This is a genomic window from Pseudomonas sp. FGI182, from assembly GCF_000511325.1.
Classification (GTDB): Bacteria; Pseudomonadota; Gammaproteobacteria; order Pseudomonadales; family Pseudomonadaceae; genus Aquipseudomonas; species Aquipseudomonas putida_Z.
In genome coordinates this window covers 5,488,219-5,510,874 of the sequence record NZ_CP007012.1, presented here as the reverse complement: position 1 = coordinate 5,510,874, position 22,656 = coordinate 5,488,219, and the positions used below count along the sequence as shown (strand labels likewise).

The following is a 22,656-nucleotide window of genomic DNA, read 5'->3' as shown; positions in this document are numbered from 1 at the left end:
CCTGTACCAGGGCCCCCGAAACTGGATATGTATGGGTTATTGCAGGGGGCGTGCCAGTTTTGAAAAGCCCGTGAATTATGGGTTTTCAGGGTGATTTGGCCGTTTTTGCGGGGGATTTGTGCCTTCGAGAGGTGCATCGGGCACAGGATCGGTGCATCGAAGGGCTGAAATGTTTGGGGTCGCTTTGCGGCCCATCGCGACACAAGGCCGCTCCTACAGGTGATCGTATTCTCCTGTAGGAGCGGCCTTGTGTCGCGATGGGCTGCGCAGCAGCCCCAAAGAACTATGGGTTTACCTGGAACTCAGTGCTCGTCCCCTTCCTCATCATCGCCACCCGCCACATTCATCCCCAGCTCCTTGATCTTGCGCGTCAGGGTGTTGCGCCCCCAACCCAGCAACAGTGCCGCATCGCGCCGACGGCCAGCGGTGTGCTTGAGCGCCGTTTCGATCATGATCCGCTCGAAGCTCGGCACTGCGCTGTCCAGCAGGCTGGTCTGCCCGCGCGCCAACGCCTGGTCGGCCCACTGGCGCAGGGCCTGCTCCCAGTTGGTTACTGGTGCGGCGTCCTGTGGCAGGTTCAGCAGCTCGGGCGGCAGGTCGCCGATCAGCACTTCGCGGCTGGAGGCCATCACGGTGATCCAGCGGCAGGTGTTTTCCATCTGCCGTACGTTGCCCGGCCACGGCAGGTTGCGGATGAATTCCTCGGTTTCCGGCTTGAGGATCTTCGGCTCGACCGCCAGCTCCTGGGCGGCGCGGGCGAGGAAGTGGCGGGCGAGGGCGGGGATATCCTCGCGGCGGTCGGCCAGCCGTGGAATGTGGATGCGAATCACGTTCAGGCGGTGGAACAAGTCCTCGCGGAACTTGCCGGCCTGTACCAGCGACTCCAGGTTCTGGTGGGTGGCGGCGATGATGCGCACATCGACCTTGACCGGCACGTGGCCGCCCACGCGATAGAACTCGCCATCGGCCAGCACTCGCAGCAGGCGGGTCTGGGTGTCGGCAGGCATGTCGCCGATCTCGTCGAGGAACAGGGTACCGCCGTCGGCCTGCTCGAAGCGCCCCCGGCGCAGGTTGGCGGCGCCGGTGAAGGCGCCTTTTTCATGGCCGAACAGCTCGGACTCCATCAGGTCCTTGGGGATGGCGGCCATGTTCAGGGCAATGAACGGCGACGCCGCACGCGGGCTGTGGCGGTGCAGGGCGTGGGCCACCAGCTCCTTGCCAGTACCGGACTCGCCGTTGATCAGCACGGTGATGTTGGAGTGGCTGAGGCGGCCGATGGCGCGGAACACCTCCTGCATCGCCGGCGCTTCACCGATGATTTCCGGGGTGCGCGCCAGGCTCTGCGGCACATCCAGCCCTTGTTGCTCCTGGGCGTGCTGGTTGGCTCGCTTGACCAGCGAGACCGCCTCGTCCACATCGAACGGCTTGGGCAGGTACTCGAAGGCACCGCCTTGGTACGATGCCACGGCGCTGTCCAGGTCGGAGTGGGCGGTCATGATGATGACCGGCAGGCGCGGGTGCTGCTCACGGATCTGTGCCAGCAGGTCGAGGCCGCTGGTGCCCGGCATGCGGATGTCGGAAATGATCACGTCCGGTTGCTGGCGTGCCAGGCGGCCCATCACGCCATCGGCGCTGTCGAAGCTCTGGGTGGTCATGCCTTCCTGTTGCAGGGCTTTTTCCAGGACCCAGCGGATGGAGCGATCATCGTCGACGATCCATACGGTTTCACTTCGGCTCATGAGGCGGTGGCTCCTTGTTCCAGGGGCAGGTAGATCGAGAAGGCGGTGTGGCCTGCATGGCTTTCACACTCGATCAGGCCCTGGTGCTGGCTGATGATGTTCTGGGTAATGGCCAGGCCCAGCCCGGTACCGTCCGGGCGGCCGCTGACCATGGGATAGAAGAGGGTGTCCTGCAGTTCCGGCGGGATGCCCGGGCCGTTGTCGATGATCTCCACTCGCGCCACCAGGCGATGGCGCACGTGGCCGATGGTGAACTGGCGCAGGGCACGGCTGCGCAGGGTGATGCGGCCCAGGCGCAGTTCGTTCTGCGAACTGATCGCCTGCATGGCATTGCGCACGATGTTGAGCACGGCCTGGATCATCTGCTCGCGGTCGATCAACACATCCGGCAGGCTGGGGTCATAGTCGCGCACCAAAGTGATGCAGCCCTGGCTTTCGGCCTCTACCAAACTGCAGACCCGCTCCAGCACTTCGTGGATGTTGGTCATGGCCAGCGACGGCAGCTTGTTCGAACCGAGCATGCGGTCGACCAGGTTACGCAGGCGGTCGGCTTCCTCGATGATCACGTTGGTATAGTCGCGCAGGCCTTCTTCAGGCAGTTCGCGTGCCAGCAGCTGGGCTGCGCCGCGGATGCCGCCAAGGGGGTTCTTGATTTCGTGGGCCAGGCCGCGCACCAGCATCTTGGTGGTTTCCTGCTTGCTCAGCTGGGCCTCTTCCTTGGTGATGCGCAGCAGCCGGTCGCGCGGGTGCACCTCCAGCAGCAGCAGGGTCTGGCCCTGGTGCAGGATCGGCGTTACCGCGTAGTCGACGGTGATGGTCTGCCCGGTCAGCGAGGTGAGCTGCGCTTCGCGCTTGGTGAACGGGTGCGCCTGCTCGACCGCCTGGCGCAGCGAGCTGAGGGCCTCGGTCGACTCGGTGAACAGTTCGCTGATGAACTGCCCATGGCTGCGCTGGCCACTGACCGCCAGGAGCATTTCCGCGGCCGGGTTCATGTACTCCAGGCGCAGCTCGGCGTTGAGCAGCAACGTGGCGGTGGTCAGGTTGTCCAGAAGCAGACGGTGCTGTGCATCGCTGATGGTCATAAGGCGTCGTTGACCTCTTTTGGCGCTTGGCTGGCATGGCGCGGCCATGGCCGGGCGCGCGGTGGATCCGCTGATGCGAGACTCTCTACCTGCTGGAAATGCAAGAAACAAACCAAAGCTCCGAAAAGAAGCGGGATTTGCCGATAAAGGCCTGAATCTGCGCAAATTCGGATCAGAAAGTCTTGATGAAACGTTTCATGTGAACCAGTTTGGGGAGCAAATAGGGGCACGGCGTTCAGCTGTGCACCAATATAGAGCATAGCGTGACGGGCGGGGTCTCTGTGGCTTCGTATGGTGCAGAAACGAAAACGGCCTCCCGAAGGAGGCCGTTCGTGATCATGTCATCGGCGCCAGGCGCCGATCAGATCAGCAGCTGTAGTACAGCTCGTATTCCAGCGGGTGAACGAAGGTGCGGACCTTGATTTCTTCTTCGCTCTTCAGCTCGATGAAGGCATCGATGAAGTCGTCGGAGAACACGCCGCCCTTGGTCAGGAACGCACGGCCCTTGTCCAGCTCTTCCAGCGCTTCCTTCAGGCTGCCGCAAACCTGCGGGATGTCCTTGGCCTCTTCAGGCGGCAGGTCGTACAGGTTCTTGTCGGCAGCATCGCCTGGGTGGATCTTGTTCTGGATACCGTCCAGGCCGGCCATCAGCAGGGCCGCGAAGGCCAGGTACGGGTTGGCCGATGGGTCCGGGAAGCGAGCTTCGATACGGCGGGCTTTCGGGCTGCCGACGTAAGGAATACGGATCGAGGCGGAACGGTTGCGAGCCGAGTAGGCCAGCATTACCGGGGCTTCGAAGCCTGGGACCAGACGCTTGTAGGAGTTGGTCGACGGGTTGGTGAAGCCGTTCAGGGCCTTACCGTGCTTGATGATACCGCCGATGAAGTACAGGGCGGTGTCGGACAGGCCGGCATAGCCTTCACCCGAGAAGGTGTTCTTGCCGTCTTTCCAGATCGACATGTGCACGTGCATGCCCGAGCCGTTGTCGCCGTACAGAGGCTTCGGCATGAAGGTGGCGGTACGGCCGTAGGCGTCGGCAACGTTGTGCACGACGTACTTCAGTGCCTGTACTTCGTCAGCCTTCTTCACCAGGGTGTTGAACTTGACGCCGATTTCGTTCTGGCCGGCAGTCGCCACTTCGTGGTGGTGAACTTCGACGGTCTGGCCCATTTCTTCCAGTGCGTTGCACATGGCGGTACGGATTTCGTGGTCGTGGTCGAACGGCGGAACCGGGAAGTAGCCGCCTTTCACGCCTGGACGGTGGCCTTTGTTGCCGCCTTCCACGTCAGCGCCGGTCATCCACGAGCCTTGCTCGGAGAAGATCTTGAACATCGAGCCGGAGATGTCCGACTGGAACTTCACTTCGTCGAAGATGAAGAACTCTGGCTCCGGGCCTGCGAATACGGTGTCACCGATGCCGGTGCTCTTCAGGTACTCTTCGGCGCGCTTGGCGATGGCGCGAGGGTCACGATCGTAGCCCTGCATGCTCGACGGGTCGACGATGTCGCAGGTGATGATCAGGGTTGGCTCTTCGGTGAACGGGTCCAGTACGGCAGTTTCGTCGACCGGCATCAGGATCATGTCGGAAGCTTCGATGCCTTTCCAGCCAGCGATGGAGGAACCGTCGAACATCTTGCCGACTTCGAAGAAGTCGTCTTCCAGCGCATCACGCGACGGCATGGTCACGTGGTGCTGAATGCCTTTGGTGTCCGTGAAACGCAGATCAATCCACTTGACGTCATGATCTTTGATGAGTTGAACCGACTTCGACATGTTGTCCTCCGGATGGTCTAGAGCGCGGTGGGCCGCTGCCCTGGAAAAAGGGTGTTGCCGGGCGCGGATAGTCGGCCAAGCTTACCTGCCTCACAAGGGAGCAAATTGCATGCCAGTGCCCGAAAATGGCGAGGGCGGGATAAAAGGGGGCGTTTGCGGGCATTTGGCGCAGGGTTGGCGGGTAAAAATGCACCCTTAAGATGCGAATTTTGGTAGCGGTGCACCAATAGTGTGCATTGCTTGAGTTGTGTGCTTTCTTTGAGGGCCTCTTCGCGGGCTCGCCCGCTCCCACAGGTAGGGCGTACGTCTTGAGAGCTGCGGATAGCCTGTGGGAGCTGGCTTGCCGGCGATGAGGCCGGCGCAGGCAATATAAATCCGACCTTCTGTACAAAAGTTGGTCAAATCCTGAGCAATTTCCGCTATAATTCGCGCCCCTCATTTTCGGCAGGCCCTGCGCGCGCTGTTAACCAATGAAACTTATCGTCAAAGTCTTCCCAGAAATCACCATCAAGAGCCGGCCGGTGCGCAAGCGCTTCATCCGCCAGCTCGGCAAGAACATCCGCAACGTGCTCAAGGACCTCGACCCTGAGCTCGTGGTCGATGGTGTCTGGGACAATCTCGAAGTGGTCACCCGCGTCGAAGACGAAAAAGTCCAGCGCGAGATGATCGAGCGCCTCACCTGCACCCCGGGTATCACCCACTTCCTGCAGGTAGAGGAATACCCGCTCGGCGACTTCGACGATATCGTCGCCAAGTGCAAGCAGCACTTCGGTCACCTGCTGGCCGGCAAGCACTTCGCCGTGCGCTGCAAGCGCGGCGGCCACCACGACTTCACCTCGATGGACGTCGATCGTTACGTCGGCAGCCAGCTGCGCCAGCAGTGCGGCGCAGCCGGCATCGAGCTGAAGAACCCGGAAGTGCTGGTGCGCATCGAAATCCGCGACCAGCGCCTGTACGTGATCCACAACCAGCACCAGGGCATCGGCGGCTACCCGCTGGGCGCCCTGGAGCAGACCCTGGTACTGATGTCCGGCGGCTTCGACTCCACCGTGGCGGCCTACCAGATGATGCGCCGTGGCCTGATGACCCACTTCTGCTTCTTCAACCTCGGCGGCCGTGCCCATGAGTTGGGCGTGATGGAAGTGGCCCACTACCTGTGGAAGAAGTTCGGCAGCAGCCAGCGCGTGCTGTTCATCAGCGTGCCGTTCGAGGAAGTGGTCGGCGAGATCCTCAACAAGGTCGACAACAGCTACATGGGTGTGACCCTGAAGCGCATGATGCTGCGCGGTGCCGCGCACATGGCCGACCGCCTGGAGATCGACGCGCTGGTCACCGGCGAGGCGATTTCCCAGGTGTCCAGCCAGACCCTGCCGAACCTGTCGATCATCGATTCGGCCACCGACAAGCTGGTGCTGCGCCCGCTGCTGGCCAGCCACAAGCAGGACATCATCGACCAGGCCTACGCGATCGGCACTGCCGACTTCGCCAAGCACATGCCAGAATACTGCGGCGTGATCTCGGTAAACCCGACCACCCACGCCAAGCGCCACCGCATGGAGCATGAAGAGAAGCAGTTCGACATGGCCGTGCTGGAGCGCGCCCTGGAACGCGCCCGGTTGATCTCCATCGACCATGTGATCGACGAACTGGGCAAGGACATCGAAATCGAGGAAGTGACCGAGGCGCTGCCCGGCCAGATCGTCATCGACATTCGTCACCCCGATGCCCAGGAAGACGAACCTCTGGTGCTCGACGGTATCGAAGTCCAGGCCATGCCGTTCTATGCCATCAACAGCAAGTTCAAGCACCTGGATGCCAACCGCCAGTACTTGCTGTATTGCGACAAAGGTGTGATGAGCCGTCTGCACGCACACCACCTGCTCAGTGAGGGACATGCCAATGTGCGTGTTTATCGTCCGACATAAGACGCCAGGGCTGTATGGCGGCAGCATCCGCCATCGCCCTCCCGACCATCGGGCCCGCTGAGCCTCAAACCGTACATATTCGCCGCCTACACTGGCGGCAACCGAATCCTCTGATCGAGATACAGTTGTGATCGAAAATCTGCGTAACATCGCCATCATCGCCCACGTTGACCATGGTAAAACCACCCTGGTCGACAAACTCCTGCGCCAGTCCGGCACCCTGGAGCGTAACGAGCTCAACGACGAGCGCGTGATGGACTCCAACGACCAGGAAAAAGAGCGCGGCATTACCATTCTGGCGAAAAACACCGCCATCAACTGGAACGGCTACCACATCAACATCGTCGACACCCCCGGCCACGCCGACTTCGGTGGCGAGGTTGAGCGTGTAATGTCGATGGTCGACTCCGTGCTGCTGCTGGTCGATGCCCAGGACGGCCCGATGCCGCAAACCCGCTTCGTGACCAAGAAGGCTTTCGAAGCTGGCCTGAAGCCGATCGTCGTGATCAACAAGGTTGACCGCCCGGGCGCGCGTCCTGACTGGGTTCTGGACCAGATCTTCGACCTGTTCGACAACCTCGGTGCCACCGACGACCAGCTGGACTTCCAGGTTGTCTACGCCTCGGCCCTGAACGGCATCGCCGGTCTGGACCACACCGACATGGCCGAAGACATGACCCCGCTGTACCAGTCGATCGTCGACAACGTACCGGCGCCGAACGTTGACGTCGATGGCCCGTTCCAGATGCAGATCTCCGCTCTGGACTACAACAGCTTCCTCGGTGTTATCGGCGTTGGCCGTATCGCCCGTGGTCGCGTCAAGCCGAACACCCCGGTTGTTGCCATCGACACCGAAGGCAAGAAGCGTAACGGCCGTATCCTCAAGCTGATGGGCCACCACGGCCTGCACCGCGTCGACGTTGAAGAAGCCCAGGCTGGCGACATCGTCTGCATCAGCGGTTTCGACGAGCTGTTCATCTCCGACACCCTGTGCGACATGAACAACGTCGAGGCGATGAAGCCACTGACCGTTGACGAGCCGACCGTTTCGATGACCTTCCAGGTCAACGACTCGCCGTTCTGCGGCAAGGAAGGCAAGTTCGTCACCAGCCGTAACATCAAGGAACGTCTGGACAAAGAGCTGCTGTACAACGTTGCACTGCGCGTTGAAGAAGGCGACTCGGCTGACAAGTTCAAGGTTTCCGGCCGTGGTGAGCTGCACCTGTCGGTTCTGATCGAAACCATGCGTCGTGAAGGCTTCGAGATGGCTGTAGGCCGCCCTGAAGTGATCATCCGCGAAGTCAACGGCGTGAAGCAGGAGCCGTTCGAGAACGTCACCATCGACATCCCTGAAGAATCCCAGGGCAAGGTCATGGAAGAAATGGGCCTGCGTAAGGGCGACCTGACCAACATGGCGCCGGATGGCAAGGGCCGTGTACGTCTGGAGTACAACGTACCTGCTCGTGGTCTGATCGGTTTCCGTAACCAGTTCCTGACCCTGACCAACGGTGCCGGCATCCTGACCTCGATCTTCGATCGCTACGACACCATGAAAGCCGGCCAGATGTCTGGTCGCCTGAACGGTGTACTGGTTTCGATCGAGACCGGCAAGGCGCTGACCTACTCGCTGGAAACCCTGCAGGCTCGCGGCAAGCTGTTCATCGAGCACGGCCAGGACATCTACAACGGTCAGATCATCGGCCTGAACAGCCGTGACAACGACCTGGGCGTGAACCCGACCAAGGGCAAGAAGCTCGACAACATGCGTGCTTCGGGCAAAGACGAAGTCATCGCCCTGGTACCGCCGGTTCGCCACACCCTGGAACAGGCCCTGGAATTCATCCAGGACGACGAGCTGTGCGAGGTGACTCCGAAGTCGATCCGCCTGCGCAAGAAGATCCTGGACGAAGGCGAGCGTACCCGCGCTGCCAAGAAAGCCAAGGCTTGATCGTCTAGCTTGAGCTGAAACAAAAACGCCCCCGGTCGAAAGGCCGGGGGCGTTTTTGTTTGCCTGCAGATTTTGGGGCCGCTTTGCGTCCTATCGCGACACAAGGCCGCTCCTACAAGGGACCGCGATCTCCTGTAGGAGCGGCCTTGTGTCGCGAAAGGGCTGCAAAGTAGCCCCAGGATCTCAAATGCAAAGCAGGATCAGCGCCCGACCACCTTGGGCTTGTACGCACAATACCCCGGCCGCGGCCCGACCTTGGGGTGGTTGCGGCAGGTATCCGGCCGCTTGTCATAAATGGTGCACAGCCGGCTTTTACGATCCAGGTACAGGCAGTCATCATTGCTCATCCGGGTCAGGGTGAAGATCCCCGACTTCTGGTTGAAGCGTTCGATGATGCCGTCCTTCTGCAGGCGCTTGGCGATGTTCTTCGGCGGTTCGTCTTTCTCGAACTCGTCGACCACGCCGATACGGATCAGATCCTTGATCTTCACCTCCACCGGCAGGGTGCAGCAGGTCGAATGGCAGCCATGGCACATGTTGCTGGTATAGCGCTGCCAGGTCTCCAGGCGGTCGACTTCGGCCGCGGCGATCAGGGTCGTTTTCATCGTTATGGGGGTGTATCACGGTCTTGGGGCGCGCGATCATACCGGAATTGTTCAATTTATGAACAACCTTTTGCCGGAATCGCAGAGTGGGCATGAAAACTGCGAACGCTAACTGTCACTCCCTGTCGAAGGGTCTAGGCTCAACAGTCTCCCTCCGCTTTCGTCAACTTGCCCGAGGATGCCGCATGTCCCAGGAACCCAAAGCTCGTGACGCCGAGGTGGCCGAATTTCGCGCCGCTGTACTGGACAAGCTGACCTATGCGGTCGGCAAGGACCCGGAGCACGCTTTCGACCACGACTGGTTCGAAGCCATTGCACTGGCCGCGCGCGATCACATGGTCGATCACTGGATGGACCACACCCGCCAGGCTTATCGCCGCAGCCAGAAGCGGGTCTATTACCTTTCCCTCGAATTCCTCATCGGCCGCTTGCTGTACGACAGCCTGAGCAACCTGGGCCTGCTCGACATTGCCCGCGATGCACTGGAAGGGCTGGACGTGGACCTGGAGCGCATCCGCCTGCTCGAGCCCGATGCCGCGCTGGGCAACGGTGGCCTGGGCCGCCTGGCGGCGTGCTTCATGGAGAGCATGTCGACCCTGGGCATCGCTGCTCACGGTTATGGCATCCGCTACGAGCACGGGCTGTTTCGCCAGGCCATGGTTGATGGCTGGCAGCAGGAGCAGACCGAGAACTGGCTGGACTTCGGCAACCCCTGGGAGTTCGAGCGCGCGGAGGTGATCTACCCGATCAGCTTTGGCGGGAGCGTCGAAACGGTGCACGACACCCACGGCCAGCAGCGCCAGGTGTGGTGGCCGGGCGAGACCGTGCGAGCGGTGGCCTATGACACCCCGGTAGTCGGTTGGCGCGGGGCCAGCGTGAATACCCTGCGCCTGTGGCGTGCGCGGGCGCTGGAAGAGCTGCACCTGGAACGCTTCAATGCCGGTGACCACCTGGGTGCGGTAGCCGAGGTGGCGCGGGCCGAAAGCATTTCGCGGGTGCTGTACCCGGCCGATAGCACCGAGGCGGGCCAGGAGCTGCGCCTGCGCCAGGAGTACTTCTTCGTCTCGGCTTCGTTGCAGGACCTGCTGCGCCGCCACCTGAACATGCACGACAACCTGCTCAACCTGCCGGATGCGGCGGCCATCCAGCTCAACGACACCCACCCGTCGATCGCCGTGGCCGAGCTGATGCGCCTGCTGGTCGACCAGCATGAAATCCCTTGGGATACCGCCTGGGAGCTGACCGTCGGCACCCTGGCCTACACCAACCACACCTTGCTGCCCGAAGCCCTGGAAACCTGGCCGGTGGCGCTGATGGAACGCATGCTGCCGCGGCACATGCAGATCATCTACCTGATCAACGCCTACCACATCGACGCGCTGCGGGCGAAAGGCCTGCACGACTTCGATGTGCTGCGGGCCGTGTCGCTGATCGAAGAAGACAACGGCCGCCGAGTGCGCATGGGCAACCTGGCGTTCCTCGGTTCGCACAGCGTCAACGGTGTGTCGGCGCTGCACAGCAAGCTGATGAAAAGCACGGTGTTCTCCGAGCTGCACAAGCTCTACCCGCAACGGATCAACAACAAGACCAACGGCATTACCTTCCGCCGCTGGCTGTACCAGTCCAACCCGCAGCTGACCGCCATGCTGGTCGAGGCGTTGGGCCCTGAGTTGCTGGACGATCCGGAAGGGCGCCTGGTCAATCTGGTGCCGTTCGCCGACAAGAGCGGCTTCCGCAAGCAGTTCGCCGCGCAGCGCCTGCACAGCAAGCGTGCCCTGGCCAGCATCATCCAGGACCGCCTGGGCGTTACGGTGAACCCCGAAGCGCTGTTCGATGTGCAGGTCAAGCGCATCCACGAATACAAGCGCCAGTTGCTCAACCTGCTGCACACCGTGGCGCTGTACCAGGCGATGCGCAACGACCCCGGTACCGACTGGGTGCCGCGGGTGAAGATCTTCGCCGGCAAGGCCGCGGCCAGCTATCACCAGGCCAAGCTGATCATCAAGCTGGCCAACGACATTGCCCGGGTGGTGAACAACGACCCGACCGTGCGCGGCCTGCTGAAGGTGGTATTCCTGCCCAACTACAACGTCAGCCTGGCTGAAAGCATCATCCCGGCGGCGGACCTTTCCGAGCAGATTTCCACCGCCGGTTACGAAGCCTCCGGCACCAGCAACATGAAGTTCGGCCTGAACGGCGCGCTGACCATCGGCACCCTGGATGGTGCCAACGTCGAGATGAGCGAGCAGGTGGGTACCGAAAACATGTTCATCTTCGGCCTTACCGCGCAGCAGGTGGAGGCCAGACGGCGCGACGGGGACTTTGGCGCCAGTGCGGCGATTGCCGCGTCCAGCCGCTTGAACGACGTGTTGCAGGCTGTTCGCAGCGGGGTGTTCTCACCGGACGACCCGTCGCGCTACAGCGCGCTGATCGACGGGCTGGTGGCTCATGACCGCTTCCTGGTGTGTGCCGATTTCGATGCCTACTGGGATGCCCAGCGACGGGTCGAGGAGCTGTGGCACACGCCGCAGGAATGGTGGCGCATGGCGGTGCTGAATACCGCGCGGATGGGCTGGTTCTCCTCGGACCGGACCATTCGGGAATATGCCAGCGAGATCTGGAAGGCGCTGGATTGAGGTAGGCCTGTGCCGGCCTCTTCGCGGGTAAACCCGCTCCCACAGGGACTGCACAGGCCCTGAATCTTGTGAAGATCCTGTGGGAGCGGGTTCACCCGCGAATGGGCCTCACTCCGACCACCGGCCTGGCGCGCGCTGAACTACCGACCTATTGTGCCGTCTGAGAGCCGTGGCGAGTCTCATCACTCGCTAGCCCGCAACTCTCCCTGTAAACTGCGGGGGTTTTTATCCCCCCAATCCTTTCGGAGCCATACATGTCCCGCGTTACCCTGAGTCGCTATCTGATTGAGCAGACCCGCAGCAACAATACCCCTGCCGATCTGCGCTTCCTGATCGAAGTGGTGGCGCGTGCGTGCAAGGAAATCAGCCATCACGTGTCAAAAGGCGCCCTTGGTGGTGTGCTGGGCAGCATGGGCACTGAAAACGTGCAGGGCGAAGTCCAGAAGAAACTGGACGTGATTTCCAACGATATCCTGCTGGAAGCCAACGAGTGGGGCGGCCACCTGGCCGGCATGGCTTCCGAAGAAATGGACAACGCCTACCAGATCCCGGGCAAGTACCCGAAAGGCGCCTACCTGCTGGTCTTCGACCCGCTGGACGGCTCGTCCAACATCGACGTCAACGTTTCGGTCGGCACCATCTTCTCGGTACTGCGTTGCCCTAACGAATACCTGAGCCAGAACGAAACCCTGAACGAAAATGCCTTCCTGCAGCCAGGCACCCAGCAGGTCGCCGCCGGTTACGCAATCTACGGCCCGCAGACCATGCTGATCCTGACCCTGGGCAACGGCGTCAAGGGCTTCACCCTGGACCGCGAACTGGGCAGCTTCGTCCTCACCCACGAAAACATCCGCGTGCCGGAAAGCACCGCAGAGTTCGCCATCAACATGTCCAACCAGCGCCACTGGGAAGCCCCGGTTCAGCGCTACGTGGGCGAACTGCTGGCAGGCGAGACCGGCCCGCTGAAGAAGAACTACAACATGCGCTGGATCGCCTCGATGGTGGCCGACGTACACCGCATCCTGACCCGTGGCGGCCTGTTCATGTACCCACGTGACGCCCGCGAGCCGAGCAAGCCGGGCAAACTGCGCCTGATGTACGAAGCCAACCCGATGTCCTTCATCATCGAACAGGCCGGCGGCGCCTCCACCAACGGTTACGATCGCATCCTCGACATCCAGCCAGAAAGCCTGCACCAGCGTGTGTCGGTAATCCTCGGCTCGAAGGAAGAGGTCGAGCGCGTCACCGCCTACCACAAGGAGTAAGTCATGCTCGCACCTTGGCAGCCGTTGCTGGAGTGGTGGTTCGGTTGGGGCACCAGTCCCCAGGCCGTGGCTGACGAGAAGAGCACGCTGTGGTTCGGCAAGCATCATGATGCCGACGCCCATGCGCTGTTTGGCGACCTGGTCGAGCATGCCCTGGCGGGTGGGCTCGACGAGTGGCAGCAAAGCCCGCAGGGCTGGCTGGGCCTGCTGATCCTGCTGGACCAGCTGCCGCGCATGATCTACCGCGACACGCCGCGTGCCTTCGAGGGTGACCGGCGTGCCCAGGTGGTGGCGATGCAGGGTTTGCAGAAAAACTGGGATTACCAGCTGTTGCCGATCCAGCGGGTGTTCGTGCTGCTGGTGCTGGAGCATGCCGAGGTGCTGGACTGGCAGAACCTGTGCGTCGAGCGCTACCAGGTGCTGCTGGACGAGCAGCCCGAAGCCAACCGCCGGTTGTTCGAAGGCTTCCTCGACTACGCCGAGCAGCACCAGCGGGTAATTGCCCGTTTCGGGCGCTTCCCGCACCGCAACCTGGTGCTGGAGCGGCCGAGTACCAGCGAAGAGATGGACTTTTTGCTGGAGCCTGGGTCCAGGTTCTAAGGTTTCGTGGCCTGCTGCGCAGGCCGTCGCGACGCAAGGCCGCTCCTTCACGGAGCGGCCTTTTTGTTTGGGCGGGGTAATTCTTTGTGATTAATCGCACAGTAGTGGCCATCCGACCAATGGCGTAGGGGTAGAGGAGGGAGGTCAGGGAACCTGGGAGGGTTTTTACCGTCGAAGGTCACTGCAGGCCACTCGCCTGTATCCCCTCTCCAGGAGTGTCCTTCATGTCGTTGCGTTCCCTCGCCCTGTTGTCGCTGTGCGTCGTCCTGACTGCCTGCAGCAAGATCAACCAGGAAAACTATTCCAAGATCAAGGCCGGTATGAACAAGGCCGAGGTCGAGCAGCTGCTCGGCACGCCGACCGAGTGCTCTGGTGCGCTGGGGATGAGCAGCTGCACCTGGGGGGACGAGAAGAGCTTCATCAGTGTGCAATACGCGGCTGACAAGGTGCTCATGTATTCAGGGCAGGGTCTCAAATGAGGCACCTGTATCTGCTGATGGGGGTATGCCTGGCGTTGCTGCTGGGCGGTTGTGCCGGCTCCGTGCATGACCCGCTGGCGCCGAAAACCGCGGGCAACATCGACCTCAAGCGCTACCAAGGCAAATGGTACGAGCTGGCGCGCCTGCCGATGCGCTACCAGACCGGCTGCGAGCAGTCCGAAGCGCACTACAACCTCCGGCTCGATGGTAGCCTCGGCGTGCTCAACCGCTGCCGCACCATGGGTGACGAATGGCTGCGCGCCGAAGGGCATGCGAACATCCAGGAGCCGGGACACACCGACAAGTTGTGGGTCGAGTTCGACAACTGGTTCACCAAGCTGGTGCCAGGGGTGGCGAGGGGCGAGTACTGGATTCTTTATGTGGATGATCGCTACCGCACGGCGGTGGTCGGCAGCCCGGACCGCAAGCACTTGTGGATCCTGTCGCGTACGCCGACGCTACCTGCCTGGGAGCGCGAGAACCTGATGTCCAAGGCCCGGCAGCAGGGGTATGACACCAACCGACTGATCTGGCGTGCTTCGGACCAGCAGATCGTCAAGAGGCACTGAATTTCTGGGGGCTACTTTGCAGCCCATCGCGACACAAGGCCGCTCCTACAGGGGAACGCACATTCCTGTAGGAGCGGCCTTGTGTCGCGATGGGCCGCAAAGCGGCCCCAATGAACTCACCCCAACAGCTGTCGCAACACCTCGGCAAACGCCAACCGGCTTTGCTCTTCCTGCGCATGCCGCCCCTGGCGCACCACCCACTGCCCATTCACCATCACATCCCGCACCTGGCGATCGCCCCCGGCAAACAGCCAGCGGTTGAGAATCGCATCTCCATCGGCCATGGCGATGTAAGGGTCCTGCCCATCGAGCACCAGCCAGTCGGCGCGCTTGCCCACGGCCAGTTCCCCGACCGTCTGCCCCAGCGCCTGCGCGCCGCCCGCCAGGGCAGCGTCATACAGCGTGCGCCCGACCATCGGCTGGTCGCCGCGATACAGGCGGTTACGCCGCTGGTCGCGCAGCCGCTGGCCGTATTCCAACCAGCGCAGTTCCTCCACCACGCTCAGCGACACATGGCTGTCCGAACCAATGCCCATGCGCCCACCCTGCGCCAGGTAGTCCACTGCCGGGAAAATCCCGTCGCCCAGGTTGGCCTCGGTGGTCAGGCACAGCCCGGCTACCGCGCCACTGCGGGCCATGGCGGTGACTTCATCCGGCTCGGCATGGGTGGCATGCACCAGGCACCAGCGTGGGTTCACGTCCACGTGCTCGTACAGCCACTGCAACGGGCGCAGGCCGCTCCAGGCCAGGCAGTCGTCGACTTCCTTCTGCTGCTCGGCGATATGGATATGCACCGGGCACTGCTTGTCGCTGGCTGCCAGCACTTCGGCGATCTGCCCGGGCGTCACCGCGCGCAGCGAATGGAAGCACAAACCCAGTTGCTGCGCGGGTTGCGCGGCCAGCAGCGGGGCCAGCTGCGCTTGCAGTTGCAGGTATTGTTCGGTGGAGTTGATGAAGCGCCGTTGCCCGTCATTCGGGGCTTGGCCGCCGAAACCTGCGTGGCTGTACAGCACCGGCAGCAAGGTCAGGCCAATGCCGCTGTCGGCTGCAGCCGCGCTGATGCGGCGGGACAGTTCGGCCGGGTCGGCGTAGGCCTTGCCGGCCTGGTCATGGTGCACGTAGTGGAACTCGGCGACCGAGGTGTAGCCGGCCTTGAGCATCTCGATGTAAAGCTGACGGGCGATGACCTGCAGCTGCTCCGGGCTGATCTGGCCGACCAGGCGATACATCAGGTCGCGCCAGGTCCAGAAACTGTCGTTGGGGTTGCCGGCGACTTCCGCCAGCCCTGCCATGGCGCGCTGGAAGGCATGCGAGTGCAGGTTGGGCATGCCGGGCAGCAGCGGGCCGGCCAGCCGCTCGGCGCCTTCCGCCGAGGCACCTGGTTCGATGCGGGCCACATGGCCATCACTGGTGACCTCGATGCGGACATGGCTGGCCCAGCCCGTGGGCAGCAGGGCGCGTTCGGTGAAGTAGGCGGACATCGGTGAAAATCCTGTTATTGTTAACTTGTATATACATATACAGGCGTTTGCCTGCCGGGTAAACTGCGGCAAGCTACCGCTCATTCCATTTGCACAAGGATCCAACGCCGTGCCGACACCACCTGTCTCCGCGCTGGTTGCCCAGATGGGCGAGGGCCCGGCTCCGCTGTACGCCCGGGTCAAACAGATGATCATCCAGCAGATCGACAACGGCAGCTGGCCACCGCATCACCGAGTGCCCTCGGAGAGCGAACTGGTCAGCGAGCTGGGCTTCAGCCGCATGACCATCAACCGCGCCCTGCGCGAACTTACCGCCGAAGGCCTGCTGGTGCGCATGCAAGGGGTCGGTACCTTCGTGGCCGAGCCCAAGGGGCGTTCGGCGCTGTTCGAGGTCAACAACATCGCCGACGAAATTGCCGCGCGTGGCCACCAGCATAGCTGCCAGGTGATCACCCTCACCGAGGAAACGGCCGGTTCCGAGCGGGCCCTGGCCCTGGACATGCGCGAAGGCCAACGGGTGTTCCACTCGCTGATCGTGCATTTCGAGAACGGCGTGCCGGTGCAGATCGAGGATCGCTACGTCAATGCGGCGATTGCCCCCGACTACCTCAAGCAGGACTTCACCCGGCAGACGCCTTACGCCTACCTGTCGCAGGTGGCGCCGCTGACCGAGGGTGAGCACGTGGTCGAGGCAATCCTGGCCGAGCCGGAAGAATGCCGCCTGTTGCAGATCGAGCGGGGCGAGCCTTGCCTGCTGATCCGCCGTCGCACCTGGTCTGGCCGCCAGCCAGTGACCGCCGCGCGGCTGATCCACCCCGGTTCCCGTCATCGCCTGGAAGGACGTTTCAGTAAATGAGTCAGCTGCAGTTGTTGCGTGCGCAGGGCTACCCGCGCATGCCGTGGAAGAACGGTGGCGGTTTCACCGAAGAGATTACCCGCGACAGTGGCGAAGGCCTGGACGGCTTTGGCTGGCGCTTGTCGATTGCCGATATCGAGGAGTCCGGCGGGTTTTCCACCTTCGCCGGCTACCAGCGGATCATCACCGTGCTGCAAGGTGACGGCATGCGCCTGCTGGTCGACGGCCAGGCCAGCAGGCCGTTGCTGCCGTTCGATGCCTTCGCCTTCAGTGGCGAGAGTCAGGTCAGCTGCAAGCTGCTGGGTGGGGCGATCCGCGATTTCAACCTGATCTACGCACCGCAGCGCTACCGGGCGCGGTTGCAGTGGTTCGGTGGCACCAGCCGCTTGTACAGCTCGGCGTCGACGGTGTTGCTGTTCGCTGCCAGCAATCAGGTCGAGGTTGGCATTGCCGGGCGCGAGACGCAGCGGTTGGGGTTGTATGACTGCCTGCGGCTGGAGGGCAATGACCAGTTGCTGGGGTTGGATGTGCAGGGGCGGTTCTGCCTGATCGAACTCGTTTCACGTTGAGATAGTCGGGGGCCGCTACGCGACCCTTTCGCGACGCAAGGCCGCTCCTACACGCACCGCGCATGCTTTGGCTGGCGCGGTCCCCTGTAGGAGCGGCCTTGTGTCGCGAAAGGGTCGCGTAGCGGCCCCAGTTTTTTTGGCCGCTCAGCGGAAAAGTCCGATTATTTTGGTTGTCCATGCTTGTACATACAAGTAAAGGTGTGTTTGTATATCTACCACGACATACCCGCCCGCGGACGACCGCAGAGGACCTTTCCCGTGACCGACAACAACAAATACCGTGACGTTGAAATCCGTGCCCCACGTGGCAACAAGCTGACTGCCAAAAGCTGGCTGACCGAAGCGCCACTGCGCATGCTGATGAACAACCTCGATCCACAGGTCGCGGAAAACCCGAAAGAACTGGTGGTGTACGGCGGTATCGGCCGCGCTGCCCGTAACTGGGCGTGCTACGACAAGATCGTCGAGACCCTGACCCGCCTGGAAGACGACGAAACCCTGCTGGTGCAGTCGGGCAAGCCGGTCGGCGTGTTCAAGACCCACAGCAACGCCCCGCGCGTACTGATCGCCAACTCCAACCTGGTGCCGCACTGGGCCAACTGGGAACACTTCAACGAACTGGACGCCAAGGGCCTGGCCATGTACGGCCAGATGACCGCCGGCAGCTGGATCTACATCGGCAGCCAGGGCATCGTCCAGGGCACCTACGAAACCTTCGTCGAAGCCGGTCGCCAGCATTACGGCGGCAGCCTGAAAGGCAAGTGGGTACTGACCGCCGGCTTGGGCGGCATGGGCGGCGCCCAGCCACTGGCCGCCACCCTGGCCGGTGCCTGCTCGCTGAACATCGAATGCCAGCAGAGCCGCATCGACTTCCGTCTGGAAACCCGCTACGTCGACGAGCAGGCCACTGACCTCGACGACGCCCTGGCACGCATTGCCAAGTACACCGCCGAAGGCAAGGCCATCTCCATCGCCCTGCACGGCAACGCTGCCGAAATCCTGCCAGAGCTGGTAAAGCGTGGCGTGCGCCCGGACATGGTCACCGACCAGACCAGCGCCCACGACCCGCTGAACGGTTACCTGCCAGCCGGCTGGACCTGGGAACAGTACCGCGACCGCGCGCAGACCGAGCCGGCCGCAGTGGTCAAGGCCGCCAAGCAGTCGATGGCCGTGCACGTGCAAGCCATGCTCGACTTCCAGAAGCAGGGTGTCCCGACCTTCGACTACGGCAACAACATCCGCCAGATGGCCAAGGAAGAAGGCGTGGCCAATGCCTTCGACTTCCCGGGCTTTGTGCCGGCCTACATCCGCCCGCTGTTCTGCCGTGGCATCGGCCCGTTCCGCTGGGCGGCGCTGTCCGGTGATGCCGAAGACATCTACAAGACCGACGCCAAGGTCAAGGAACTGATCCCCGACGACGCCCACCTGCACCGCTGGCTGGACATGGCTCGCGAGCGCATCAGCTTCCAGGGCCTGCCGGCACGTATCTGCTGGGTTGGCCTGGGCCTGCGCGCCAAGCTGGGCCTGGCGTTCAACGAAATGGTACGCAGCGGCGAGCTGTCGGCACCGATCGTGATCGGCCGTGACCACCTGGACTCCGGTTCGGTGTCCAGCCCCAACCGTGAAACCGAAGCCATGCGCGACGGTTCCGACGCTGTCTCCGACTGGCCGCTGCTCAACGCCCTGCTGAACACCGCCGGCGGTGCTACCTGGGTTTCGCTGCACCACGGTGGTGGCGTGGGCATGGGCTTCTCCCAGCACTCTGGCATGGTCATCGTCTGCGACGGTACCGATGAAGCCGCCGAGCGTATCGCTCGCGTGCTGACCAACGACCCAGGGACCGGTGTAATGCGTCATGCCGATGCCGGTTACGACATCGCCATCGAGTGCGCCAAGGAGCAGGGCCTGGACCTGCCGATGATCACTGGCTGATCGCCACGCTTTGGATCGCACCCCACAAGGGGTGATACTGAACAACAAGAAGGAGCACGCAGGCACTCACAAACGGGCCTGCGGCTCCACGCGATTGGAGTAGTGAAGTGACCGAATTGACCCTCAAGCCCGGCACCCTGACCCTGGCCCAGCTGCGCGCCATCCATGCCGCGCCCGTGCGCCTGCAACTGGACGCCAGCGCCGCGCCGGCCATCGACGCCAGCGTTGCCTGCGTCGAGCAGATCATTGCCGAAGACCGTACCGCCTACGGCATCAACACCGGTTTCGGCCTGCTGGCCTCGACCCGCATCGCCAGCCACGACCTGGAAAACCTGCAGCGCTCGCTGGTGCTGTCCCACGCCGCCGGTGTCGGCGCGCCGCTGGATGACGACCTGGTGCGGCTGATCATGGTGCTGAAGATCAACAGCCTCAGCCGTGGCTTCTCCGGCATCCGTCGCAAGGTCATCGACGCGCTGATCGCCTTGGTCAACGCCGAAGTCTACCCGCACATCCCGCTGAAGGGCTCGGTGGGCGCCTCCGGCGACCTCGCCCCGCTGGCGCACATGTCGCTGGTGCTGCTGGGTGAAGGCAAGGCCCGCTACAAGGGCCAGTGGCTGCCAGCTACCGAAGCCCTGGCCGTGGCCGGCCTCGAGCCGCTGACCCTGGCCGCCAAGGAGGGCCTGGCCCTGCTCAACGGCACCCAGGCGTCCACCGCCTATGCCCTGCGTGGCCTGTTCCAGGGCGAAGACCTGTACGCCGCTGCCATCGCCTGCGGCGGTCTGAGCGTCGAAGCCGCGCTGGGCTCGCGCTCGCCGTTCGATGCGCGCATCCACGAAGTGCGTGGCCAGCGCGGTCAGATCGACACTGCTGCCTGTTTCCGTGACCTGCTGGGCGACTCCAGCGAAGTGTCGCTGTCGCACAAGAACTGCGACAAGGTCCAGGACCCGTACTCGCTGCGCTGCCAGCCGCAGGTCATGGGCGCCTGCCTGACCCAGCTGCGCCAGGCCGCCGAGGTACTGGGCATCGAAGCCAACGCCGTGTCGGACAACCCGCTGGTGTTCGCTGCCGAAGGTGACGTGATTTCCGGCGGCAACTTCCACGCCGAGCCGGTGGCCATGGCCGCCGACAACATCGCCCTGGCCATTGCCGAAATCGGTTCGCTCAGCGAGCGCCGTATCTCGCTGATGATGGACAAGCACATGTCCCAGCTGCCGCCGTTCCTGGTGGAAAACGGTGGGGTCAACTCGGGCTTCATGATCGCTCAGGTCACCGCTGCTGCCCTGGCCAGCGAGAACAAGGCCCTGTCGCACCCGCACAGTGTCGACAGCCTGCCGACCTCGGCCAACCAGGAAGACCACGTGTCGATGGCCCCGGCAGCCGGCAAGCGCCTGTGGGAAATGGCCGAAAACACCCGTGGCGTGCTGGCCATCGAATGGCTGGGCGCCTGCCAGGGCCTGGACCTGCGCAAGGGCCTGAAGACCTCGGCCAAGCTGGAGCAGGCGCGCCAGGCGCTGCGCAGCGAAGTGCCGCACTACGACCGTGACCGTTTCTTCGCGCCCGACATCGAAAAGGCCGTGGAACTGTTGGCCAAGGGTCGCCTGACCGGCCTGCTGCCGGCTGGTGTGCTGCCAAGCCTGTAATGCCCCCAAGGGCCGCTGTGCGGCCCATTCGCAGCACAAGGCTGCTCCTACAAAGGCGACGCGCTCCCTTGTAGGAGCAGCCTTGTGCTGCGAAAGGGCTGCAAGGCAGCCCCCCTCGATCTCACGACCACAAAAACAATTTAAGGACGTGACATGCAACAAGCTCAAGGTCTAAAGCGCGGGCTAAGTGCCCGCCACATCCGTTTCATGGCCCTCGGTTCCGCCATCGGCACCGGGCTGTTCTACGGTTCCGCCTCGGCCATCCAGATGGCCGGCCCGGCCGTGCTGCTGGCCTACCTGATCGGCGGCGCCGCCGTGTTCATGGTCATGCGCGCCCTCGGCGAAATGGCTGTGCACAACCCGGTCGCCGGCTCGTTCGGCCACTACGCCAGCACCTACCTCGGCCCCATGGCCGGCTTCATCCTCGGCTGGACCTACGCCTTCGAGATGGTCATCGTCGCCATCGCCGACGTCACTGCCTTCGGTATCTACATGGGCTTCTGGTTCCCGGAAGTGGCCCGCTGGATCTGGGTGCTGGGCATCGTCTTCCTGATCGGCGGCCTCAACCTGTGCAACGTCAAGGTCTTTGGCGAAATGGAATTCTGGCTGTCGCTGCTCAAGGTCGGCGCCATCGTGGCGATGATCCTGGCCGGCCTCGGTATCATGGCCTTCGGCTTCAGCCAGGTAGGCACCGGGCAGGCCGTGGGTGTCAGCAACCTGTTCGACCACGGCGGCTTCATGCCCAATGGCGTGGGCGGCCTGATCGCCTCCTTTGCCGTGGTGATGTTCGCGTTCGGCGGTATCGAGATCATCGGCGTCACCGCCGGTGAGGCCAAGGACCCGCAGCGGGTCATCCCCAAGGCGATCAACGCCGTGCCGCTGCGCATCCTGCTGTTCTACGTGCTCACCCTGTTCGTGCTGATGTGCCTGTTCCCATGGCCGCAAATCGGCAGCCAGGGCAGCCCGTTCGTGCAGATCTTCAGTAACCTGGGCATCGGCTCTGCCGCCGCGGTGCTGAACATCGTGGTGATTTCCGCCGCGATCTCGGCCATCAACAGCGACATCTTCGGCGCCGGCCGCATGATGTACGGCCTGGCCCAGCAAGGCCACGCTCCGCGCGGCTTCAGCAAGCTGTCGAAGCACGGCGTGCCGTGGATGACCGTGGTGGTGATGGGTGCTGCGCTGCTGATCGGCGTGCTGCTCAACTACCTGATCCCGGAGAACGTGTTCCTGCTGATCGCCTCGATCGCTACCTTCGCCACCGTGTGGGTGTGGCTGATGATCCTGCTCACCCAAGTGGCCATGCGCCGCAGCATGAGCCGTGAACAAGTGGCCCAGCTACAGTTCCCGGTACCGTTCTGGCCTTACGGCCCGGCCATGGCCATTGCGTTCATGGTGTTCATCTTTGGCGTGCTCGGTTACTTCCCGGATACCCAGGCGGCACTGCTCGTCGGCGTGGTCTGGGTGGTGTTCCTGGTGGCGTCCTACCTGCTGTGGTGCAAGCCGCGCGCAGGGCAGGGCAAACCGGTAGCGGAACCGGCCGAACTGCACCGCTAA

Annotated in this window: 17 protein-coding genes; 12 read left to right on the top strand and 5 right to left on the bottom strand. The window is 62.9% G+C overall.

Annotated elements, in window-relative coordinates:
• Positions 1-302: 302 nt before the first annotated feature.
• The 3 genes from ntrC to glnA all read right to left on the bottom strand — a co-directional run bounded on the left by ntrC (position 303) and on the right by glnA (position 4,594).
• Positions 303-1,739 carry a nitrogen regulation protein NR(I) gene (gene ntrC / locus C163_RS24240; protein WP_013974578.1) on the bottom strand — a complete coding sequence of 479 codons (1,437 nt, stop codon included), beginning with the start codon at positions 1,737-1,739 and terminating at the stop codon, positions 303-305.
• Complete coding sequence (glnL, locus tag C163_RS24235; RefSeq protein WP_025340937.1) at positions 1,736-2,821, bottom strand: nitrogen regulation protein NR(II); 1,086 nt, start codon at positions 2,819-2,821, stop codon at positions 1,736-1,738. The genes ntrC and glnL overlap by 4 nt, the downstream gene beginning before the upstream one ends.
• Positions 2,822-3,187: 366 nt before the next feature.
• Positions 3,188-4,594, bottom strand: a complete 1,407-nt coding sequence (gene glnA, locus C163_RS24230) for a type I glutamate--ammonia ligase (protein WP_025340936.1) — start codon at positions 4,592-4,594, stop codon at positions 3,188-3,190.
• 470 nt (positions 4,595-5,064) lie between these two features.
• Here glnA and thiI point away from each other — a divergent pair, with 470 nt between their 5' ends.
• On the top strand, positions 5,065-6,519 hold the full coding sequence (gene thiI, locus C163_RS24225; protein ID WP_025340935.1) for a tRNA uracil 4-sulfurtransferase ThiI: 1,455 nt from the start codon (positions 5,065-5,067) through the stop codon (positions 6,517-6,519).
• Between the two features lie 127 nt (positions 6,520-6,646).
• On the top strand, positions 6,647-8,467 hold the full coding sequence (gene typA, locus C163_RS24220; protein ID WP_025340934.1) for a translational GTPase TypA: 1,821 nt from the start codon (positions 6,647-6,649) through the stop codon (positions 8,465-8,467).
• 200 nt (positions 8,468-8,667) lie between these two features.
• Here the strand turns inward: typA and C163_RS24215 are convergent, their stop codons facing one another.
• On the bottom strand, positions 8,668-9,072 hold the full coding sequence (locus C163_RS24215; protein WP_003259873.1) for a YkgJ family cysteine cluster protein: 405 nt from the start codon (positions 9,070-9,072) through the stop codon (positions 8,668-8,670).
• Between the two features lie 185 nt (positions 9,073-9,257).
• Here C163_RS24215 and C163_RS24210 point away from each other — a divergent pair, with 185 nt between their 5' ends.
• The 5 genes from C163_RS24210 (at position 9,258) to C163_RS24190 (ending at position 14,621) form a co-directional block, all read left to right on the top strand.
• A complete protein-coding gene (locus C163_RS24210) occupies positions 9,258-11,708 on the top strand; it encodes a glycogen/starch/alpha-glucan phosphorylase (protein ID WP_025340933.1) in 2,451 nt (816 codons plus the stop codon).
• A 254-nt stretch (positions 11,709-11,962) separates the two neighbouring features.
• Complete coding sequence (locus C163_RS24205; protein WP_025340932.1) at positions 11,963-12,973, top strand: class 1 fructose-bisphosphatase; 1,011 nt, start codon at positions 11,963-11,965, stop codon at positions 12,971-12,973.
• Between the two features lie 3 nt (positions 12,974-12,976).
• On the top strand, positions 12,977-13,573 hold the full coding sequence (locus tag C163_RS24200; RefSeq protein ID WP_013974567.1) for a DUF924 family protein: 597 nt from the start codon (positions 12,977-12,979) through the stop codon (positions 13,571-13,573).
• A gap of 224 nt (positions 13,574-13,797) precedes the next feature.
• The gene (gene bamE, locus C163_RS24195) at positions 13,798-14,052 is read left to right on the top strand and encodes an outer membrane protein assembly factor BamE (protein WP_003249234.1); all 255 of its coding nucleotides are present in this window, start codon (positions 13,798-13,800) and stop codon (positions 14,050-14,052) included.
• On the top strand, positions 14,049-14,621 hold the full coding sequence (locus tag C163_RS24190) for a lipocalin family protein (protein ID WP_025340931.1): 573 nt from the start codon (positions 14,049-14,051) through the stop codon (positions 14,619-14,621). Before bamE ends, C163_RS24190 begins: the two co-directional genes overlap by 4 nt.
• A gap of 116 nt (positions 14,622-14,737) precedes the next feature.
• Here the strand turns inward: C163_RS24190 and C163_RS24185 are convergent, their stop codons facing one another.
• Entirely contained in the window at positions 14,738-16,102 is a 1,365-nt protein-coding gene (locus C163_RS24185) for a formimidoylglutamate deiminase (protein WP_025340930.1), read from the bottom strand.
• 145 nt (positions 16,103-16,247) lie between these two features.
• Here C163_RS24185 and hutC point away from each other — a divergent pair, with 145 nt between their 5' ends.
• From hutC to C163_RS24160, 5 genes are all read left to right on the top strand, one after another.
• Complete coding sequence (hutC, locus tag C163_RS24180; RefSeq protein WP_013974563.1) at positions 16,248-16,958, top strand: histidine utilization repressor; 711 nt, start codon at positions 16,248-16,250, stop codon at positions 16,956-16,958.
• Positions 16,955-17,527 (top strand): HutD family protein, encoded by a 573-nt coding sequence (locus tag C163_RS24175; RefSeq protein WP_025340929.1) that lies wholly within the window; start codon positions 16,955-16,957, stop codon positions 17,525-17,527. Before hutC ends, C163_RS24175 begins: the two co-directional genes overlap by 4 nt.
• 258 nt (positions 17,528-17,785) lie before the next feature.
• Positions 17,786-19,459, top strand: coding sequence for a urocanate hydratase (gene hutU, locus C163_RS24170; protein ID WP_013974561.1), 1,674 nt, complete (start codon positions 17,786-17,788; stop codon positions 19,457-19,459).
• 107 nt (positions 19,460-19,566) lie between these two features.
• Positions 19,567-21,099 (top strand): histidine ammonia-lyase, encoded by a 1,533-nt coding sequence (hutH, locus tag C163_RS24165; RefSeq protein ID WP_003259868.1) that lies wholly within the window; start codon positions 19,567-19,569, stop codon positions 21,097-21,099.
• Positions 21,100-21,252: 153 nt separating this feature from the next.
• Entirely contained in the window at positions 21,253-22,656 is a 1,404-nt protein-coding gene (locus tag C163_RS24160; protein WP_023663049.1) for an amino acid permease, read from the top strand.

Coding starts and splice junctions, on each gene's coding strand:
- glnL (WP_025340937.1), bottom strand. CDS start 2,821: ATGACCATCAGCGATGCACAGCACCGTCTGCTTCTGGACAACCTGACC.
- glnA (WP_025340936.1), bottom strand. CDS start 4,594: ATGTCGAAGTCGGTTCAACTCATCAAAGATCATGACGTCAAGTGGATT.
- C163_RS24210 (WP_025340933.1), top strand. CDS start 9,258: ATGTCCCAGGAACCCAAAGCTCGTGACGCCGAGGTGGCCGAATTTCGC.
- C163_RS24175 (WP_025340929.1), top strand. CDS start 16,955: ATGAGTCAGCTGCAGTTGTTGCGTGCGCAGGGCTACCCGCGCATGCCG.
- hutC (WP_013974563.1), top strand. CDS start 16,248: ATGGGCGAGGGCCCGGCTCCGCTGTACGCCCGGGTCAAACAGATGATC.
- bamE (WP_003249234.1), top strand. CDS start 13,798: ATGTCGTTGCGTTCCCTCGCCCTGTTGTCGCTGTGCGTCGTCCTGACT.
- C163_RS24190 (WP_025340931.1), top strand. CDS start 14,049: ATGAGGCACCTGTATCTGCTGATGGGGGTATGCCTGGCGTTGCTGCTG.
- C163_RS24205 (WP_025340932.1), top strand. CDS start 11,963: ATGTCCCGCGTTACCCTGAGTCGCTATCTGATTGAGCAGACCCGCAGC.
- C163_RS24200 (WP_013974567.1), top strand. CDS start 12,977: ATGCTCGCACCTTGGCAGCCGTTGCTGGAGTGGTGGTTCGGTTGGGGC.
- C163_RS24160 (WP_023663049.1), top strand. CDS start 21,253: ATGCAACAAGCTCAAGGTCTAAAGCGCGGGCTAAGTGCCCGCCACATC.
- C163_RS24215 (WP_003259873.1), bottom strand. CDS start 9,072: ATGAAAACGACCCTGATCGCCGCGGCCGAAGTCGACCGCCTGGAGACC.
- ntrC (WP_013974578.1), bottom strand. CDS start 1,739: ATGAGCCGAAGTGAAACCGTATGGATCGTCGACGATGATCGCTCCATC.
- thiI (WP_025340935.1), top strand. CDS start 5,065: ATGAAACTTATCGTCAAAGTCTTCCCAGAAATCACCATCAAGAGCCGG.
- C163_RS24185 (WP_025340930.1), bottom strand. CDS start 16,102: ATGTCCGCCTACTTCACCGAACGCGCCCTGCTGCCCACGGGCTGGGCC.